Origin of the sequence: Methylobacterium sp. FF17 (assembly GCF_025813715.1) — a bacterium.
GTDB lineage: Bacteria > Pseudomonadota > Alphaproteobacteria > Rhizobiales > Beijerinckiaceae > Methylobacterium > Methylobacterium flocculans.
In genome coordinates, this window is the sequence record NZ_CP107532.1 from 3,310,107 (window position 1) to 3,323,885 (window position 13,779).

Annotated in this window: 19 protein-coding genes; 7 read left to right on the top strand and 12 right to left on the bottom strand. The window is 66.1% G+C overall.

Annotation, left to right across the window (positions count from 1 at the left end; genetic code table 11):
- Positions 1-306: 306 nt before the first annotated feature.
- Entirely contained in the window at positions 307-534 is a 228-nt protein-coding gene (locus OF380_RS15505) for a hypothetical protein (protein ID WP_264045463.1), read from the bottom strand.
- Positions 535-1,621: 1,087 nt separating this feature from the next.
- On the opposite strand from OF380_RS15505, the gene OF380_RS15510 reads away from it, so the two are divergent.
- The 7 genes from OF380_RS15510 to OF380_RS15540 all read left to right on the top strand — a co-directional run bounded on the left by OF380_RS15510 (position 1,622) and on the right by OF380_RS15540 (position 4,987).
- On the top strand, positions 1,622-1,996 hold the full coding sequence (locus OF380_RS15510; RefSeq protein WP_264045465.1) for a hypothetical protein: 375 nt from the start codon (positions 1,622-1,624) through the stop codon (positions 1,994-1,996).
- A 41-nt stretch (positions 1,997-2,037) separates the two neighbouring features.
- Positions 2,038-2,229, top strand: coding sequence for a hypothetical protein (locus tag OF380_RS15515; RefSeq protein ID WP_264045467.1), 192 nt, complete (start codon positions 2,038-2,040; stop codon positions 2,227-2,229).
- Between the two features lie 30 nt (positions 2,230-2,259).
- On the top strand, positions 2,260-2,523 hold the full coding sequence (locus OF380_RS15520) for a hypothetical protein (protein ID WP_264045469.1): 264 nt from the start codon (positions 2,260-2,262) through the stop codon (positions 2,521-2,523).
- An 8-nt stretch (positions 2,524-2,531) separates the two neighbouring features.
- A complete protein-coding gene (locus tag OF380_RS15525; protein WP_264045471.1) occupies positions 2,532-2,681 on the top strand; it encodes a hypothetical protein in 150 nt (49 codons plus the stop codon).
- Between the two features lie 4 nt (positions 2,682-2,685).
- On the top strand, positions 2,686-3,255 hold the full coding sequence (locus OF380_RS15530) for a hypothetical protein (RefSeq protein WP_264045473.1): 570 nt from the start codon (positions 2,686-2,688) through the stop codon (positions 3,253-3,255).
- A 377-nt stretch (positions 3,256-3,632) separates the two neighbouring features.
- Positions 3,633-4,427: an ABC transporter permease gene (locus OF380_RS15535; protein WP_264045475.1), complete on the top strand. Its 795-nt coding sequence runs from the start codon at positions 3,633-3,635 to the stop codon at positions 4,425-4,427.
- Positions 4,428-4,666: 239 nt separating this feature from the next.
- A complete protein-coding gene (locus OF380_RS15540; protein WP_264045478.1) occupies positions 4,667-4,987 on the top strand; it encodes a hypothetical protein in 321 nt (106 codons plus the stop codon).
- A gap of 200 nt (positions 4,988-5,187) precedes the next feature.
- Here OF380_RS15540 and OF380_RS15545 read toward each other — a convergent pair whose 3' ends face one another.
- The 11 genes from OF380_RS15545 to OF380_RS15595 form a co-directional block, all read right to left on the bottom strand.
- Positions 5,188-5,436: a DUF6894 family protein gene (locus tag OF380_RS15545; RefSeq protein ID WP_264045480.1), complete on the bottom strand. Its 249-nt coding sequence runs from the start codon at positions 5,434-5,436 to the stop codon at positions 5,188-5,190.
- Between the two features lie 199 nt (positions 5,437-5,635).
- The gene (locus OF380_RS15550) at positions 5,636-6,079 is read right to left on the bottom strand and encodes a hypothetical protein (RefSeq protein WP_264045482.1); all 444 of its coding nucleotides are present in this window, start codon (positions 6,077-6,079) and stop codon (positions 5,636-5,638) included.
- Positions 6,069-6,530, bottom strand: coding sequence for a hypothetical protein (locus tag OF380_RS15555; RefSeq protein WP_264045483.1), 462 nt, complete (start codon positions 6,528-6,530; stop codon positions 6,069-6,071). The genes OF380_RS15550 and OF380_RS15555 overlap by 11 nt, the downstream gene beginning before the upstream one ends.
- A gap of 20 nt (positions 6,531-6,550) precedes the next feature.
- The gene (locus tag OF380_RS15560; protein WP_264045485.1) at positions 6,551-7,060 is read right to left on the bottom strand and encodes a hypothetical protein; all 510 of its coding nucleotides are present in this window, start codon (positions 7,058-7,060) and stop codon (positions 6,551-6,553) included.
- A gap of 29 nt (positions 7,061-7,089) precedes the next feature.
- A complete protein-coding gene (locus tag OF380_RS15565; protein WP_264045487.1) occupies positions 7,090-7,602 on the bottom strand; it encodes an HNH endonuclease in 513 nt (170 codons plus the stop codon).
- 281 nt (positions 7,603-7,883) lie between these two features.
- Positions 7,884-8,279, bottom strand: a complete 396-nt coding sequence (locus tag OF380_RS15570; protein WP_264045489.1) for a hypothetical protein — start codon at positions 8,277-8,279, stop codon at positions 7,884-7,886.
- A 169-nt stretch (positions 8,280-8,448) separates the two neighbouring features.
- The gene (locus OF380_RS15575) at positions 8,449-8,604 is read right to left on the bottom strand and encodes a hypothetical protein (protein ID WP_264045492.1); all 156 of its coding nucleotides are present in this window, start codon (positions 8,602-8,604) and stop codon (positions 8,449-8,451) included.
- Positions 8,604-9,302 (bottom strand): NlpC/P60 family protein, encoded by a 699-nt coding sequence (locus tag OF380_RS15580; protein ID WP_264045494.1) that lies wholly within the window; start codon positions 9,300-9,302, stop codon positions 8,604-8,606. Before OF380_RS15580 ends, OF380_RS15575 begins: the two co-directional genes overlap by 1 nt.
- Before the next feature lie 25 nt (positions 9,303-9,327).
- On the bottom strand, positions 9,328-9,471 hold the full coding sequence (locus OF380_RS15585) for a hypothetical protein (protein ID WP_264045497.1): 144 nt from the start codon (positions 9,469-9,471) through the stop codon (positions 9,328-9,330).
- Between the two features lie 61 nt (positions 9,472-9,532).
- Positions 9,533-10,723 carry a tail fiber domain-containing protein gene (locus OF380_RS15590; RefSeq protein WP_264045499.1) on the bottom strand — a complete coding sequence of 397 codons (1,191 nt, stop codon included), beginning with the start codon at positions 10,721-10,723 and terminating at the stop codon, positions 9,533-9,535.
- A gap of 10 nt (positions 10,724-10,733) precedes the next feature.
- The gene (locus OF380_RS15595; protein WP_264045501.1) at positions 10,734-13,778 is read right to left on the bottom strand and encodes an SGNH/GDSL hydrolase family protein; all 3,045 of its coding nucleotides are present in this window, start codon (positions 13,776-13,778) and stop codon (positions 10,734-10,736) included.
- Between the last annotated feature and the right edge of the window lies 1 nt (position 13,779).

The window sequence follows — 13,779 nt, forward strand, 5'->3', positions numbered from 1 at the left end:
CCTCAGCGCCTCGGGGTCAGTGTGCTTCCCCGCCCTGCTGTCCGCATTCTGCATGCCTCCTCTCGCCCCAAGAGCATCTGGCCGCGACGGATCACGAGAACGCTTTCTTCACTGGAGCCTCGGCGCCGGGCAACGCATCGGAGCCTTCGGCGAAGCGGCTCGGCGATTCAGGTATGGCCCGTGCCGATCCTGTGCGATCCCACCATCCGGGGCGGAACGGCTTCGCCCCTCGCTGCGAACATCGAAGCCGAACGCGTTCGGCACGGAAAACCGAAGCGTTGTCGGTTACCGTGCGGAGGAAACCGTTCAAGCCTCCGCGATTTCAAGGTGGAGACCGCGACCCCGGAGGACCTTGTCGATGCGCCCGCGCATCTCCGGGCAGAGGCGGCTGACCCGCATATGCAGGGTGTCGCCCTGCGGAGTTCCGGTCACCCACAGACGGTAACGTAAGCCCTCGTCGCGCAGCTGCGTGAGCAGCCGTTCGGACGCGATCCGATTCGCCTCGTTGTTCATCGCGATGAGGCTGAAATCCATGGCGGTCTCCTTTCCGTGAGGAATGCAACGTCTGGGTGATCGGTTTCATTCCCACCGCCCCTGCAATAGGCCCGCCGTCGGACTACCGAGGCGCCGGCGGCCTCATCGGCGGCAATGGGAAATCACCGTCGCCGCAGCCAGTCCCGACACCGAGACGCGCGTTCGTCCCCATCATGCACCCACATCGTGGCCCGCGCGAATCACGCCAGGAGCGCAAGAAGGATCGTAATCCCATAAACGATCAGGAGGAGTGGAATGATCTCGCGAGGCTCCAGGATACGGATCAGGCCCTCCGGCTCACGCCCGTCCGAGACACGATCAGACAGTCGGCTCGCATCCTTTTCGGAAGCATCCCAACACGAAACGGGAGGACCACGGGACTCGGAAATTGGAACAGGCTGCACCACGGGATTGATCCTCCAGCGGGTACATGGATGCAGAAGGCTCGATGCGGCGCATTGCGGAGCGTTAACGTAAGATTTCGACGTTCGAATATTGCGCGTCCGGTGTGAAATCAGACGGACGCGGACGCTAAGCCGGCCGCCACGTTTCTGCTACACTCCTCGCCCTCGAATGCTTCTGAGCTGAGGCGAACGCGGCTGCGTCCAAGTCTTGACGCATCCTATCGAGGACACTCCTTTGGAGCCCCAATCACGCATGTGGTTGCCCCCGTGAATCGCCATCCCGCTCGTGTGAGGCCGCGTACCGATACGTGAACCAGTCTCCGGAACAATCTCACGAAAACGCTCACGACCCCAGCGTCACTTGACCTACGCAGACCTCCCGATTTGAGTCAGGATTGCCGCCCAAACTGACACAGCGCGTTGTGCCTCGATGCGGGAGCATCGCGCTGGAAGGGACGATAATTTGGGGAAATTGGAATGGCGGAGACGGAGGAACCCAAGGCTCGTTGATTTTGCTCAGGAATTCGCGGCAATTCTCTCGCTACCCCACCATTCACCCTACCCGAGCGCGGCGCGTTAGGATTTTGGGGTTCGGAAGGGCAGGGGAGGTGTGACCTCGGCGGCATAGCTCACCAGCGCGCCGATCCCCTATCCCGTCCGGCCCGCACCAGCCTCCGGACCCCATGCCCGCCACGCCTAAGATCGTCCCCGCCGACCCGAAGCTCTGGCGCCAGGGATTCCTCACACTCAGCCCCGGCGTGTCCCCCTGCCATGGCCTCACGGGCGCGAACTGGGCCGCCATTCACGCGAAGGGCATCGACTTCCTTGATCGGTGGGCGGATCAGGCCGTAGCGCTCGGCTGGACCACGCTCGATTGCTGGGGCGTTCACCCCGAGGCGGGCACCATCAGGTCCGACTTCTGTGGTGCTCTGGTGCTCAGCACCGATCTCGTGTCCGGCATCACCGAGACGCGCATGCGGTTCGTCAACACGACGTTCTACCGGGACACGCCGGGCCGGCCCGAGGGCGCGGTGCCGCTGTGGCAGTTCGGCCGGTGACCTCTATCTCGTCGGGGGCAGAAGCCGCGAAGGAAGCGCACATGCCCGACAAGCGAGGTCGTAAACCCGAGCCGCCAGCCGATGACGCCCCGGACCGGTCTCCCGCCGGCATGCGCGCAACGGCCGACCGCATCGAGGAGCGATCCTCGCAGGGGTTCTACGTCCCTCCCTCGGCTGCCGTGCTCTACGCCGAGGCGCTGCGAGCCCTCGCACGCGAGCACGAGAAGGGATGAGGATCGGTCAGGGCATGCTATCCAGCGCCCATGGCTGAGAACCCCACGACCGGCGAACTCTACAAGGCGAAGACCCTCACCGAAGAGGACGTCGGCGCGGCGGTCGACGCCTTCATAGCGGACCCGACGACGACGCTCTTCGTCTTCGGAGACGGCTACCGCCTGGACCTCGCTGCGGCGGTCCGAGATCACGCATGGGCGTCCACCACCGTGGCTTCTGGAGATGCGACCCCGCACCTGAAGCGCGCCGCCGTCCGCACGGCGATCCTGCTGGCGCGTCCAGAGAAGGCGTGAGCCGCACGATGAACATGTCCGTGTTGGCGCTCATGATCGGCATCACCTTCGGGGCTCTGGTGCTGCTCGTCTACGCAATCGCCTTCGACCACCCCATGCTGCTGGTGGCGATGGGCGCGGCCGCGCTTTTCGCGTTTGCGCCCTGGCACCGCTGGTAGCAGTGTGACCGGCGAGCTGCCGCCGTGGCGAGAGATCACCACGGACGACTACCACCCGCGCGTGTTCCCCGACGGTAAGGGCGGCGCGGCCTGGATCGCATCGAGCCAGCGAATCAAGGATCTCCTCGAGCGCCAGCATGCCGGCGAGTTCCGGCTGCGCCTCGTCCTGCGGGAAGCCGTCGACCTGAAGCGCGGCCCGAGGGTCGATCCGACCTGGCTCTGGGACTACGACGCCGGCCCGGCCGCCATCATGAGCGTGGCCGAGATCGTGATCCAGACGAAGGACGGCCGCCGGCGCAAAGAGGCCCGCACGGTCTCGTCGCCTCCGGTCGCTGCCCCGGAGGTCGCTGCCCGGCGCTTTGCACGTCCCTGGTCGGTACGCGAGATGCAGGGGGCCTTCGTCATCCAGGACGCCTCGGGCTTCTCGATCGCCCACCTCTACTTCTGCGACGACGAGCAGCGCCGATCCTCCACCGGGCGCATGTCGCGCGATGAGGCGCGCCGAATCGCCGTGAATATGGCGCGATTGCCGGACTTACTGCAGATCGAGCGGGAGAGGCCCGGCGAGCCGTAACGGGCATGGAGCAAGGGCATAGGAACGACGATGACCCGAGCGGTTCAACAGACCGAAATTGACGAGATCTGGCGCAGAGATGGTGAGAAAAATGGTTGGCAGCTGCCCAGATCAGCACCCCTGTTCTTCCGCTTGATGGGTGTCCGGCTCGCGAGAGCGGCTTTCCTAGAGGCACGCGCCCGCCGCGAAGCAGTGCGCCTGAAAGCTCACGGGGTAGGGCTGGGTATACCGAGCCAACGCGAGCTGTGGGTCATTTACGGGGTAGCTCGCGGATGGTGCTGAGCATTGCCACGGGGCGGATGCCCTTGCTCTGTGAGCCCTCCGCAATTTTGGCTTGATCGAGCGCCAAGGACGGCCTCGCACAGGGGAGATAAATTATGGCTGCGCCTCCGGATGAAGGCCTGCGACCAGTACATAAACTAGAGATCTACGCCCACGTCATCCGCGCCCTCGTCTTACGCGACATGCGCACGCGCTTCGGTGGCTCCCACTGGGGCTACGCGGTCCTCGTCCTGTGGCCGGTGGCTCATATCTTCGTCATGGTCGGCGTCATGGCCTTTCGCGGCCAGCCGTCGCCGATGGGCGACAGTCCCCTCCTGTTCGTCGCCACGGGCTGCGTCCCCGCCCTGACCTTCCAGTACATCTCGCGCGAGGTCATGAAGGCGGTCACCGCGAACAAGCCGCTGCTTTACTATCCACAGGTGAAGATCTTCGATGTCATGCTGGCGCGGCTGATCGTGGAGATCGTGAAAGGATTCACGGGTCTCCTGATCGTCATCGCCATTCTTGCGAGCCTGGGCGTCAATCCCATCCCGTTGGAGCCGTCGATGGCGATCGGCGCCTATTGTGCCGCGATCCTGTTGGGGGTCGGCGTCGGCTCCGTCAATATCGGGATCGTCTCCTTCTTTCCCGGCTGGCAACTGGGCTACATCATCGTGGCCATTACGATCTATCTGTCCTGTGGTATCTTCTATCTGCCGCACCTGCTGCCCGATCAGCTCTACAACATCATGAAGTGGAACCCGATGGTTCAGATCGTCGAGTGGACCCGGCTCGCCTACGAGCCCAATCTCGGCGTCGAGGTCGATTACATGTATGCCTTGTTGGTCGGCGCGTCGGCGCTCTCCATCGGCTTGCTTATGGAGCGAACCCTTGTGCGGCGTATGACCTAGGATGCCGCCGCGCTTAAGCAGGCCGCGGCGGACCGGGTGAAGGCCGCATGGGCGTTGTGGCTGGAAACGCAAAACCCGCCACGGCCGGAGCCGGGCGGGTGAAGGTTGTGGCCGCTCGCCGAGCAGGGACGCAAACTGGTTAACGGCCACCTGCAGAGTGCGGCCGCTAGCTTACCCGAAGCTGGCGAACTGTACGGGCGCAGACGAAAAACCCGCCTCGGATCGCTCCGGGCGGGTGAATGTCGGGTACCACTTTGCTCGCGCTGGCCACCGTTAATGTGCTGTGCAGCATGATCGGCTACTCTCAAGCGATGCGCTACACATTCGTTGCCGCCTTCCTGCTGTTCGCCTCCGGAGCCTCGGCCGGGCCGTTAGACTTTATCGCAGGCATCCCCGATGCGCCGGGGGTAGTTTCTGGTGGCTCCTTCGGAGCCAGCGGCAATGACTACTACGGCGACATGCACCGGACCGGCTCAATCGCTCACGCCAGACAAACGCGGCCAAGCAAAACAGCCAAGGCTCGCATCACGACGTCGAGAAAGTTAGGTTCGCGCTCGTGAATACGAAAACCCGCCGCAGCTTTCGCTGGGCGGGTGAGGTGCGGCCTCTGGCTGGGCAGGGCTGCTGCACCCGGAAGCCGTCGGCAGGGTGGTCATCGTCGCTTGCCTGAGGCTGCCCGTTGGTACGGGTTCGGACGGGGCGCTCGCTGCGACAGGTGATCGGCGGTTACGGGCCACTGACCGCACCAAGCACGAACGACCTACGAAGCCATTGCCGCCGCAGGATCACGCGGGATCACAGGCAACACCCTGACGGTCTTCCCCGACGCGTTGCGGATGATCATCATCCACTGATCTGCATCGTTGGCGAGCTCGTTGTCCTCTCGCATTTCAGCAAGAGCTTCGCCCGCCTGACGGATTGCATCATCCAGATCTATTGCGGAGACGCCCACTTCGTCGCTGATCGTGGAAAGTCCGTTGGTGAGATCGAAGTAGAAGCGCTCCGACAAAATTCTCTCCAAATGTCCGCTCGACTCAGGGCCGTCGGCACTACTCCCCTATTCAGTCGTTGGTTTCGACATAGGCGAATGTGCCGCATGAAAAACCCGCCTCGGATTGCTCCGGGCGGGTGAGGTGTGTGCCCTCGGTAGGGCTTAGGGCTTCTGTGTTTAGCAGGCCTCGCACGTCTGGCTGTTCACGTTCCCGCGCTCACCCGGCGCAGCGGATATCCCGCGTGCCCCGGGTGAGCCCCTGGATGGCTTCGACCATCTCGCGATGCTCCTGGTGCCGGTCCTCGGCCATGCGCTTCTCATGCTGGCGCCGCTCCTCGAGCAGCCGCCGCTCGTGCTCGCGGGTCTCCTCGACCTCTTTCTTCCGAGCGGCCATCTCGGTTTCGCGCGTCAGGGTGCATCGGTCATACGATGCGGAGACCATGCGGAGCCCTTCGTTCAAGCTTGCTAGGTCGCCCTGACCCATCACCATGCCGGCGATCTGCGCGAGGCCGCCGCTGCCAACCGTGGGCGGGGTAATGTGCGGCTTCTCCACCTTCGCTCGCATGTAGCCGATAACGGCGAGAAGGATGCCGCCCCCGCCACCTGCGGCCAGCAGGGTGCTCAGGATGTCGACCCACTGCTTCACGTCCTCAGGTGACATTGCGCGGCGCAGCTCCAGCGGTGAGGGAACCGTTCTTGAACATGTCGTAGCCGGTTGCGAGGACACACCAGCCCTCGAACACGAAGCAGAGCGGGTACCAGCCAAACCCGGCAGGTAGGCGCGTGTTGAAGGCGTAGGACCCGACCAGCATCAGGAACCCGATGGCGAGCCAGCATAGGCCCCCAGAGAGGGCGCCGATGAAGCGGATCACCGGAGTGCGCCGCCACCACCCATTGATGCCAAGGCCGACCATGCGCAGGACGGCGACAGAGGCCGCCACCATCCCCCACCGCGATTCCGTCATCACCTCGCCCATGATCTTGTAGACGGGCAGATCGAAGAAGGCTTCGGGCCGCAGCATGCTCGCCCCCCAGACGAGAAGCATGCAGGATAGCATCCACTCCAGGGGGCGGGTCATGTGCATCGAGGTCGGATTGTGGGCGCGGTTCATGGCAACGCCTCCTGCGGTCCTCACCGCGCGAACGGGAAGGTCGGCAGGTCGCCGATCACGTCGGCCAGCACCTTGTCGCTGACCGTCTCATCGAACTTGAAGACCCGGAACAGGCGCTCGGTGATGCCCTTGGCGCCACCGGCTTCCTTCAGCAGCCAGGACGGCGTGGAGCCCATGATCCGCTCCAGAGCGACCTTGATGACCGGATACCCCACGTCCACCGACAGGGCCTTGTCATGGGTGGCACCCTCGACGGCGTTGATGGCGTAGTCGGCCCCGGTCTTCAGCATGCGGTCGATGCGCTGGGTCGTCAGCCACATCGTGACCCACCAGGGCAGCCGGGCGGCGCCGGCCACCGCGAGGGCTGACAGGATGGGCAGGATGATCTCCAGGGCGGCCTTGGAGAACTCGGCAACCATCTGGCCCCAGGGGATGGCCAGCGCCGAGTTGGAGGCCTCCTGCGCGAACACAGGCGAGACAGACAGGACGCTGGCGAGCGCCAGCGCCGCGAGCAGAAGCATGCGGGTCATTTCAAAAACCTTCCAGTATGAGCAGGCTGTTATGTAAAGCGGGCGAACCCGCCGTGCATTTTGATCACGGCTTCTTGGTACAGGGCCGCCGCTTCTTCTCTTGTTTCTCGAAATCCAAGAAGCTTGCGCCGGCTGGCGACGGTTGTGGTTGCCGCCCACTTGCGACATCTCTTGTCCCAGTGGACGCCTTTGAAGCCGCTGTTGTTGTTCTTATAGCGAGGAATGTTGGCCTTGTTCTGCGTACTCGTGCAAAAGCGAAGATTGCAAGTCCTGTTGTCCAGCTTGTCCCCGTTGATGTGATCGACTTCTTGTCCCTTACATGCACCGATAATCAGCCGGTGCATGTAGACGCGCGACACAAGCCCATCCCGCTGCTCAGATCGAGCGGCGTAGTGCCCGATCGCAGATGGGACCGCTTGCCAATTCACGCCCGAGACAAGGGCCAAGCACCCAACGTCAACGATGGCAGTTTGCCCCTGCGTCAAGATGATCTTGGCAACCCCGTCTTCGATCAAGGGCGGGCGGTATCGCTTGTCCGGCATCTGGGTCTCCGTATCATGTACACGATTGAAGGAATACCGTGTCCATGATACGAGGTCAAAGCGTGTACACGATACGAGGTCGCTTTGACGCAGATTGAGTTTTCAGGCACCCGTCCCCGCATGGGTCGGAAGAAGCTTTGGGCTGAGAGCCTGCGATTACCGCTGGCTGAGGGAACTACCGCCCGCTTGGATGCCGCTCTGGCTCCTGGCGAAGATCGGGTTTCGCTGATTCGAGAAGCCATCGAGCGAGAGTTAAAGCGCCGCGCGAAGGCAATACGGACTCAAACTTGATGCGTGCCTTCGACGCCGCGCGCCATGCGCGCGCGAGTACGGGACAGGAGCGCTTCCTGTGCAGCTTCGACGTGCTTCAACGCTTCAGCGTTCTCGGCACAGGCGTAGGGGCCGGCTTGGAACGCCTGGAGGCGGTCGGCGACGATTGCCAGCAACACCTCCTGCGTGACGCCGTTCACGCCAACTTCGGCGATCGGGCCGTTCTGAAACAACACGAGAAGGGCGTTGCCGCCCACTTTGTGCTCTGCCGCTGAGGGGTTCGTCCCATAGTCGAAGCCCTCCACTTCGTAGAGATGGTGGGCGCCTCCGGCGCCCGAAGAGTCCAAGACCTTAAGCGTCAGGGTGTCATTCGCCGGGTTCACCCGGTGGCTGGTGATCTCTCGCATGATGGTCTCTCGATGTTGGGGGTGCGCGGCGTCCGGCCGGCTCGGAGCGGGTGGTGGTTGACGGAAGCGCGAAGCGATGGCGGTTTAGGGTGATCGCAGCGGTCCGCGGCCCAGCGCGGAGCGATTGGGGCGGCCAGGGGGGAAACCGACCACTCTCTGGCCGCTTCCCTCAGCGCCGGGTGATGCGGTCGAACAGCCACCGGCCGAGGCGCGCCCACGGGGACGGGTTCTCGGGGTAGCGCGGCGCGTCGAGCAGCTTCTGCGGCGGGAGGCCGGCGGCGCGGCGGGGCGCGGCCGGGAAGAGCGGGCGCCGATCCTCAGCCATCACGCTTCCGACACGCCGGAGCGCGCCCCCGCCACGGTGGTGGGCAGTCTGGACGCCGCCGGGATCGGCATGTCGGCCGGCCAGCGGAAGGCGACGATCTCCGAGCGCTTGAAGGCCGCGACCGACACCTGATCGCTCTGGTTCCCGCCGAGCAGGAACACCTGATCCTTGTCCGCCCCGACGACGAAACCCGTGTGGCCCTGCCAGGATGAGCCCGCCCGCTTCTTGGTGGCGATGCAGCCCAGGACCGGCTCCTTCAAGCCGATGCCCCAATTCTCGAAGCTCCGGGCCGCGAGGCTGCGTGAGCCGCGGTGACCTGCGCGCTCCAGCATGGCGTTCACGAAGGCCGCGCACCAGGCGGTGGAATCGGTCTTGATGCCCGGGAAGCCCGCGTCCGCGAACAGCTTCACCACCTGGGCGTTGTTCGCGGCGCCGGGGCCCTCCTTCACGCCGAGCATGGCCGCCGCCAGCGTCAGCCACCCGGGCTGATCCGGCTCGGCCTTCTTCTCGGACACATCGACCGTGGCGAGGGCCTTCTGCGTCAGCGGCCCGGCGATCCCGTCTGCGACGAGGCCGGCGGCGCGCTGGAAGGCCGTCACGGCGGCGATGGTCTTCGGCCCCGCATCGCCATCGGCGCCGGCCGGCCCGAGGTCATACCCGCGCGCCAGGAGAGCGCGCTGGATCTCAGCGATCGTCATGGTGGATCTCCGGTGTGAGGAAGGGTCAGCGGCGGCGCGCAGGCCGGGCGCAGACGAGGGACGGGATGCCCTCGATGGCGACGGTCACGCAGACGGCGCGGTGGCGGGCGGCCATGGCTGAAGAGGCCAGCGCGCAGAGGAGCGCGGCAGCGATCAGGGCGCGAGCCATGGTGGGTCTCCAGATTGTCGAGGGTCGAGGGCTCGGGCCGGGTGGCGCAGCGAGCGGAAGGTCAGGCGGCCTTCGCCTCGAGCGCGGCGAGGCGCGCATCGAACCCGCGCGCCAGGAACAGCATCAGCTCGTCGGCGCGGAAGCCGTAGCGGTCGCCGGCCGGGATCTCGGGCGTGGCTGGCGCGACCATGAAGGTCTCCCCCGTCGGCTCGTCGTCCTCGCCCAGCACGTCCTGGAAGACAGCCTCGCGGGCGGGCACCGCCTCCCAGGTGTCGTGGCAGATGAAGGCGTAGGCGAGCGGGTCGAGCCCGTGCGCCTCAATCACCGCGATGGCCCGCTGGACCGTCATGCCGATGTGGCGGCGTGCGCCGTCGCCCTTGAGCGCGCAGGCATCCAGGAACTGGAACAGCCCGATCTCTCCGGCCAGCGCCTTGGCAGCCGCGATCTCCCGCTCCTCCAGCGGCACGACGGGGGTCTTCTCCCGGGCGTCCGAGGTGTTGATCGTGCCGCTGCCGGCATAGACCGTACTCCAGCGGAGCGAGGCCGAGCCGAGCGTGAGGAGGTTGTCACCGCCCGGCAGGAAGTGGGTGCCGCTCTTGTTCCCGCTCACCAGGTCGAGGGTCATCGCCGCGCCGATGTTCCACGCTGCCATGGACATGAAGGTCCACGCACTGGAGGAGGTGGCGGCGCTCGAATAGTCGCCCGTGTTGGTCAGGGCGATGCGGCCCGAGAAGATCCCGGGGGCCGTGCGCCCGAGGTAGAAATCCCAGCCGATCCCTTGCCCGGCGGCGGTCAGCCCAAGGTTCTGGATGCGCTGGACGGTTGCCAGCGAGTTGTCGCTGTAGCTCTGCGTGAGGAGGCCGCTGGCATAGCTGTAGGTCCGCCCACCCGAGCCGAGCGAGAGGCCGGCGAAGGCAGGGCTGTTGCCGGTGCCGAGCCCGAGCGCCGTCGCGCCGGCCGCGTCCACGGTCGTGATGGCCGCCGGTCGATGCCCAGGCGTCACCACCATCTCCACCGGCGCATCCGGACGCACGATCACGGCCGAGGCCGAGGCGGTGTCCGGCGGCGAGCCGAAGTGCACCTTGGCCGGCGCATCGCTGAGAAGCCGGGCGATCACCACGCCCGAGGCGGGAGCTGCCGGAACCGGGTTGGTGCTCGCCACGGCTGCCGCGCCCGTTGCGATCCGGTCGCCTCCAAACGGGCGGCGCTGCCCCCGCGCGTCGACGCCGAAGTACTGGATTTTGACCGTCATCCGGTCCTCCTCACAAGATGAACGGCAGGGCCGCGAACGCGCCCTCGCGCTTGGATTGCGCCGGGCCCGGATGGTTGATCCGGTTCTGGCAGGCCGTGGTCCGGCGCGGCTGGATCAGGCCTCCGTAATTGTCGTCGGCGTTGCCGAGCAGGTGCAGCGGGCAGTAAGCCGCCCCGGCATCCTTGGCCGCCTGTTGGAGGGCGTGCGCGGTGTAGGCGTCGCGATCCGCCGTGGTCGAGGCCAGCCGCTTGGGCACCGTCGACATGCCGATGACGTAGACCAGGGAGACGTTTTTCTTGTGCCTCGTGATCAGGTCGCAGAGGTTGCCGTAGGTCGAGCGCTTCCCGCTCTCGTTTCGTCCCGTCCTGATGATCGCGAGGTCGGCCTTGAAGGACAGCGCGGCCGCGATGCGCGCCGGAAAGCGCATGTTGGGCCGGTCGGTGAAGGTGTCGCTGGAGTCCGTGCCGCCGATCGCGAGGTTGCCGGCCGTGACGAAGCAGCCGGCTTCCTCGATCGCCTCCACCACCGACCAGGTGGTGCCGATGTGGGTGTGGTAGAGCCCCGCTCCGTCGCCGTGATCGTAGAGCGGCAGGATGGACCGGTCCGCGAGGGTATCAGCAGCGAGGCCGCCCGCGTCCCAATAGCCGAGGATGCCACGGAGCGGGCTGAACGGATTGTACCACTCGGTGTCGCCGTTGCCGTTGCCCTGTGCTTCGGTGCTGTCGCCGTCGCCAAGCACCCGTAGAGAAGCCCGGCGCCGCATCGCGCCGAGGATCGGGGCCAGCTCCTGCTTGGCCTGGAACACCCAATCGAGCGCTTCCGTCGAGCGGCCGACGCGGATGTTCTTGTGATACCAGCCCGCCCGGGTGACTTCGACCGAGGTGGTGGTGACGTGGGCGGCGTAGAGCAGCATCGCGTTCAGCGGCACGGCCGGCGGATACTCGACGGTGTCGGCGCCGCGCTCGGTGCCCCTGACGATGGACAGCGTGCCGGTCTCGGAGTCGACCACGACGTAGTCCAGCCGCTCCAGTGCGGCGGTGTAGGTGATGCTCGGGTTCCCGGTCAGGCCCGACTTCAGCGACCGGATCGTGCCGAGCACGTAGTCGATGGTGTAGTCCGTATCGCGGACCCGCGCCGAGCCGTTGAGCGTCACGGTCTCCGAGCCCGCCACGATGCCGCGGTGGTTGAGCGTGTAGTTCCCCGCGCCGAGGTAGGTGGTGTAGGCGGCAACCCCGTTCGTGCCGGGGGTGACGAAGTTCAGCGTCTGCGCCGGGATGACGATGGGCTGGCCCGCGATCTCGATGGTCAGCTTCTGGAGCGGGTAGGCCAGGTTCGGCCAGTATGGGACGGACGGCTTGTCCTCGGTCAGCGCCAGCAGCTTCGGGGTCAGCGTCTCCTTCTGCGGGACGGATACGCTCTCGAAGAAGTCGTAGGCGATGGCAATGGAGGGGCCGACCGGGGCCCAGCCGCCATTCACCTGGAAGAAGCCCCGCTGCAGCGGCGTCGAGCCGGCGGGCGGCACGGCGGCGTTGGCCCATGCGATGTTCGAGCCGTCCCCGGTCACCACGAAGAAGTAGGCCACGCCCGGCAGCAAGGTCGGAGCATCGGCGCCGAGCACGAAGGTCGCGCTCTGAGCACCATCGAAGGTCGCGTCATCCGCGACATCGGCGATGGGATAGCGGTTCAGGTAGTCATTCTGCAGAGCGCCGACGCCGGTGAAGCCGTTGTCCTGCGCGTTGGCGACAGTTCCGCGATTGATGAGCAGGGCGAGGCGGGCGAGGCCCGACATTCCGGGGATGTAGACGCGGAAGGCGTAGGGCGGGATCATCGGTCGATCCACAACGATCGGGATCGAGAGAGCCTGGTAGGCGCCGGTCGCCTCCACGTTCCCGTCGATCAGCGAGCGCCGCCGGCCGAGGTAGGGCCGCAGCCGCCGGCCCTGGCCAGGGCTCAGGACATCGACGCCATCTGCCCCGCGCTTCGCTGTTCCGGTAACGGCATCGAAGCGCGCGGAAAGGCTGTCGAATCCCAGCGTATCGGTGGCGTCGTTGACCTCGAAGCGGAGAGCGTCGGCTTTCGAGTTGACCGCCTGGGCGTAGAGCCGCAGCGCCTCCTCCACCCCTGTGGCGCGGCGCACTTCCTCGGACAGCGCGGCAGCCAGCGCCGGGACGCTGTCCGGGGGAATGAGGCCGAGCAGGAGCTGGAACGCGTCGGTGATCTCGACCGCGCCGAGATCGGTCACCGTCGTGCGCTGCTCGAGGCCGTAGGCGCGAATGCCGATGCGGAAGTACGCCGCCCCGGGCGGGGGCTCCAGCGCGCCTTCGATGGCCAGATTGGAGCCGATGATCTGCGAGAAGGCGCGCGAGCCGCTGGCGATACTCGGGGCTTCCGACCCGACCTCGGTCGCGCTCAGAGGGCTCCGGTCGGGACCGTACCAGAACACGAAGCGCTGAACGCTGTCGTTCGAAGGGTCGGTCGGGTTGACCCGGCGCCGGTAGTTCCAGCGGGCGCGCCAGAGTTCGCCGCCCCCCACCGGATGAAGGGCGCGCTCCCAGATCTCTCGCGTGGCGAACAGGTCGCGGCCGAGCCCATCGTCCACTACCTGCAGCGGGTAAGCCACATCGGAGAGTGGGGCCAGATCGTCCGGGTTGCCCTTGTCGAACGACCCGCTGAAGGCGCTCGGGTTGTCGCCCGGCCGCAGCGCCGGGTAGAGGCCCGCGTTGATGCGCAGGATGCGCTGGAGGAGATCGGTCAGTTCTGATCGAGAGGCTTTGCCGTCAACGGCGGCGATTGCCGCCGCGATGGATGCCTGGAGCGCCGAAAGATCAAAGGCGCCCTGCTTGCCGCCGACCACGTTCGCCAGCGCGTTGAGCTCTCTGCGAAGGCTGGCGATTCCGGACGGATCGCCCGACACGACATCGCGCACGGCATCAGCCAGCGCGCTGACGCTGGCACGAGCAAGGACCCGCGTCCCGCCGCCCGCATCAGCGTGCCCGAGAACTTCGATCAGGGCCCCGAGCGGGACGTTAGGCGTGCGGATGCCGTTCTCGGCCATG

Excerpts from the sequence above, each read along its gene's own strand:
- OF380_RS15505 (WP_264045463.1), bottom strand. The coding sequence starts at position 534 with ATGGATTTCAGCCTCATCGCGATGAACAACGAGGCGAATCGGATCGCG.
- OF380_RS15510 (WP_264045465.1), top strand. The coding sequence starts at position 1,622 with ATGCCCGCCACGCCTAAGATCGTCCCCGCCGACCCGAAGCTCTGGCGC.
- OF380_RS15515 (WP_264045467.1), top strand. The coding sequence starts at position 2,038 with ATGCCCGACAAGCGAGGTCGTAAACCCGAGCCGCCAGCCGATGACGCC.
- OF380_RS15520 (WP_264045469.1), top strand. The coding sequence starts at position 2,260 with ATGGCTGAGAACCCCACGACCGGCGAACTCTACAAGGCGAAGACCCTC.
- OF380_RS15525 (WP_264045471.1), top strand. The coding sequence starts at position 2,532 with ATGAACATGTCCGTGTTGGCGCTCATGATCGGCATCACCTTCGGGGCT.
- OF380_RS15535 (WP_264045475.1), top strand. The coding sequence starts at position 3,633 with ATGGCTGCGCCTCCGGATGAAGGCCTGCGACCAGTACATAAACTAGAG.
- OF380_RS15540 (WP_264045478.1), top strand. The coding sequence starts at position 4,667 with ATGTCGGGTACCACTTTGCTCGCGCTGGCCACCGTTAATGTGCTGTGC.
- OF380_RS15550 (WP_264045482.1), bottom strand. The coding sequence starts at position 6,079 with ATGTCACCTGAGGACGTGAAGCAGTGGGTCGACATCCTGAGCACCCTG.
- OF380_RS15555 (WP_264045483.1), bottom strand. The coding sequence starts at position 6,530 with ATGAACCGCGCCCACAATCCGACCTCGATGCACATGACCCGCCCCCTG.
- OF380_RS15560 (WP_264045485.1), bottom strand. The coding sequence starts at position 7,060 with ATGACCCGCATGCTTCTGCTCGCGGCGCTGGCGCTCGCCAGCGTCCTG.
- OF380_RS15565 (WP_264045487.1), bottom strand. The coding sequence starts at position 7,602 with ATGCCGGACAAGCGATACCGCCCGCCCTTGATCGAAGACGGGGTTGCC.
- OF380_RS15570 (WP_264045489.1), bottom strand. The coding sequence starts at position 8,279 with ATGCGAGAGATCACCAGCCACCGGGTGAACCCGGCGAATGACACCCTG.
- OF380_RS15575 (WP_264045492.1), bottom strand. The coding sequence starts at position 8,604 with ATGGCTGAGGATCGGCGCCCGCTCTTCCCGGCCGCGCCCCGCCGCGCC.
- OF380_RS15580 (WP_264045494.1), bottom strand. The coding sequence starts at position 9,302 with ATGACGATCGCTGAGATCCAGCGCGCTCTCCTGGCGCGCGGGTATGAC.
- OF380_RS15585 (WP_264045497.1), bottom strand. The coding sequence starts at position 9,471 with ATGGCTCGCGCCCTGATCGCTGCCGCGCTCCTCTGCGCGCTGGCCTCT.
- OF380_RS15590 (WP_264045499.1), bottom strand. The coding sequence starts at position 10,723 with ATGACGGTCAAAATCCAGTACTTCGGCGTCGACGCGCGGGGGCAGCGC.
- OF380_RS15595 (WP_264045501.1), bottom strand. The coding sequence starts at position 13,778 with ATGGCCGAGAACGGCATCCGCACGCCTAACGTCCCGCTCGGGGCCCTG.